Genomic DNA, 3,391 nt, shown 5'->3' on the forward strand with positions numbered 1-3,391 from the left:
CCCTCCCGCTCCGACGCACCTTCCCACTCCGACGCGCCCTCCGCCCACTCCGATCTCGCCGTCACGCGCGCCGATTTCGATCCGATCGCCCGTTTTGATCTCGTCGCTTAGGATCATATCGGCGATCTTATCCTCCACCAGATCGTAGAGCGCCCTTCGTAGCGGTCTTGCGCCGTATTCGATATCAAAGCCCGCCGAGGCGATGAGCTTTTTGGCATTTTCGCTTAGGCACGCGCCGATGCCGCGGTTCGCGAGCGTTTTTTGCAGGCTCTTAAACATAATGCCCACGATTTTTATAAGATCGTCCTCGCTTAGGGCGTTGAAGATCACGATATCGTCCAGGCGGTTGATAAATTCGGGCTTGAAATAATTCTTCAGCTCACTCTTTATCGCCTCCTCACGCTCGGCAAGCGCGACCTCACGCGGCTTGTCCGCGTTTTTGGCGTCAAGCTCCATAATCTTAGCCGAGCCGATATTGCTCGTTAGGATGATGATCGTGTTTTTGAAATCGACCGTAACGCCCTTGTTATCGGTCGCGCGTCCGTCGTCTAAAATTCCAAGCAGGATATTAAAAACATCCTTGTGCGCCTTTTCGATCTCATCAAAAAGCAGCACGGAGTAGGGTTTTCTGCGCACCGCTTCGGTAAGCTGCCCGCCCTCATCATAGCCCACGTATCCCGGAGGCGCGCCGAGTAGGCGGCTGACGCTGTGTTTTTCCATATACTCGCTCATATCAAAGCGGATCATCGCCCGCTCGTCGTCGAATAAAAATCTAGCTAAGCTCTTTGCGCTCTCGGTCTTGCCGACGCCGGTAGGGCCCAAAAACAAAAAGCTTCCAATCGGGCGGTTTTCGTTTACGAGACCGGCTTTGTTGCGCTTGACGGCGCGAGCGATGGCGTGCAGCGCCTCGTCCTGCCCCACGACGCTTTCTTTTAAGTGCTCCTCGATGTGGAGGAATTTTTCCTTTTCGGAGGAGAGCATTTTACTTACCGAGATGCCCGTCCATTTGCTTAAAATTTCGGCCACGCTCTCCTCGTCCACGCGGTTTCGCAAAAGCACGCCGTTTTCTTTCATCGCGTCCCACTTCGCCTCAAGCTCCTTGACCTTTGCCTGCGCGGCGGGGATCTTGCCGTATTCGATCTCGGCAGCCTTGCTAAGATCGCCGTTGCGTCTTGCTAGGCTAGCTTCGTTTTTTAGGCTATCAATCGCTTTTTTTTCCTCGCTGATGCCGCCAAATACGGACTTTTCGTTTTCAAATTTAGCCTGAAGCGCGTTTTTCTGCTCGGTTAAATTTTCGATCTCTTTATCGATCTGCGCGAGCCTCTCGTCGTTTTTGCCGTCATCCTCCATCTTAAGGGCTTCCTTTTCGACCTGAAGCGTAAGGATGTCGCGCTTGGCCTTAGCAAGCTCGTTTGGCTCGCTTTCGATCTGCATTTTAAGCTCTGCCGCCGCTTCGTCAATGAGATCAATCGCCTTATCGGGCAAGAACCTATCGCTGATGTAGCGGTCACTTAGCCTTGCGGCCGCCACAAGCGCGCTATCGGTGATGGTGACGTTGTGATGCACCTCTAGCCGCTCCTTTATGCCGCGCAGGATCGCCGTAGCCTCGCTTACGCTAGGTTCCGCGACCGTTACGGGCTGGAAGCGACGCTGAAGCGCAGCATCTTTTTCAAAATACTTTCGGTACTCTTTCAGCGTCGTAGCGCCGATTGCGTGCAGTTCGCCGCGTGCAAGGGCGGGCTTTAGGATGTTTGCGGCATCCATCGAGCCTTCGCTTGCGCCCGCGCCTACGATGGTGTGAATTTCATCGATAAAAAGCACGACATTCGCGGCTTTTACGACCTCGTTTATGACTGCTTTGAGCCTATCTTCAAACTCGCCGCGGTACTTCGCGCCTGCAATCAGCGCACTCATATCAAGCGCGATGACGCGTTTGTTTTGCAGGCTGAGCGGTACCTCTTTTTTGGCGATCAGCTGAGCAAGACCCTCGATGACCGCGGTTTTTCCCACGCCAGGCTCGCCGAGCAGGATCGGGTTGTTTTTCGTTTTGCGGATTAAAATTTGCATCATTCGCGAAATCACCTCGTCGCGGCCGATGACCGGATCGAGCTCGCCCGCAAGCGCCTTAGCGGTGAGATCGACGCCGAATTTACTAAGCGCCTCAAGCGTCTCGTCGGCGGTTTGCGAATCGATGCTTTTGCCGCCGCGAAGCGCTTCTAGCTCCTTTTTGATCTCGATAAGATCTGCAAATTTAGACAGAATTTTCTTTAGCGGATCTGCGTTTAAATTTGCGATCAGCCAGGTATCTACGGCGATAAATTTATCGCCCGAGCTCGTCATCAGCCCTTTTGCGACCTCTAGCGAGTTCATCAGCTCGCGCGAGATTCGCACGTTTTCCTTCGTGACGTTTGAGCTCGTAGGCAAATTTGAAATTTCGCTTTTGATCTCAAGCTCGACCGCGGTCTTTTCGATGCTAAATTTATTAAAAATTTGATTTAGCACAGAGCCGCTGTCGGCTACCAAAGCCCAGAGCATGTGCAATACGCCCACTTCGCTATTTTTGGAGTGGATCGCTAAAGAAACGCTGCTTTCGAGCAAAGAGCGCATTTTGTCGGTTAAAATTTCAATAGTTTCGTTCATAAATTTTCTCCTAAAGTTGAAGTTGATTGCATTATATAACTTTAGTGTGTTTATGTCAAGGTTTTTTAGTGAGATTTTAAAATTTTCGGCTTAAATTTATCCGTAAACGCGCAAATTTCGTATGAAATTTACCTTATTTTTAGCCAATTTTCTATAAAATTCACTCCATTTTACTTTCAAGGATAAACTTTGCGACAAAAACACCTCTTCTTCGGCTTGGGATTCATATTTTCTCTATTTTTAGGCGTCAGTTTTTTTACCGGAAATTTACAAGCCAGAGAGGTCAACGCGACCAAAAAGCCAGACAGCGAAAAAACGCGTCTGGAGGCGCTAGCTAAGCTTACCAAGACGCTTGCGATCGTCGAAAACAATTATGTCGATGAGATGACCTTCTCGGAGCTCGTGGACAAGACGATCTCGGGGCTTATGAATAACCTCGACGCGCATTCAAGCTACATGGACGAAAAGGCGTTTAACGACACGAAAGTCCAGACCGAGGGCGAGTTCGGCGGGCTTGGAATTCAGGTGGGTATGAAAGACGGCGCTCTGACCGTTATCTCGCCTATCGAGGGTACTCCCGCCGACAAGAAAGGTATTCAGGCTAACGACGTGATCTTGCGTATCGACGGCAACGCGACTTTCGGCATTACGATCGACGATGCGGTCTCAAAAATGCGCGGCAAGCCGAAAACCAAAATCACTCCGCCCCGGAAGGGGGATGTCTTCACGATCCCCCTGGATGACGGGCGCG

General features: G+C 51.1%; 2 protein-coding genes. One reads left to right on the forward strand and one right to left on the reverse strand.

Annotated elements, in window-relative coordinates:
- Positions 1–2,640: AAA family ATPase (locus tag Q0605_RS08920; RefSeq protein WP_298706327.1), on the reverse strand; the 2,640-nt coding region annotated here is incomplete at its 3' end.
- A 225-nt stretch (positions 2,641–2,865) separates the two neighbouring features.
- On the opposite strand from Q0605_RS08920, the gene Q0605_RS08925 reads away from it, so the two are divergent.
- Positions 2,866–3,391 (forward strand): PDZ domain-containing protein (locus tag Q0605_RS08925; protein WP_298706328.1); only part of this gene is annotated, 526 nt, incomplete at its 3' end.

This window comes from uncultured Campylobacter sp. (assembly GCF_938017705.1).
Classification (GTDB): Bacteria; Campylobacterota; Campylobacteria; order Campylobacterales; family Campylobacteraceae; genus Campylobacter_B.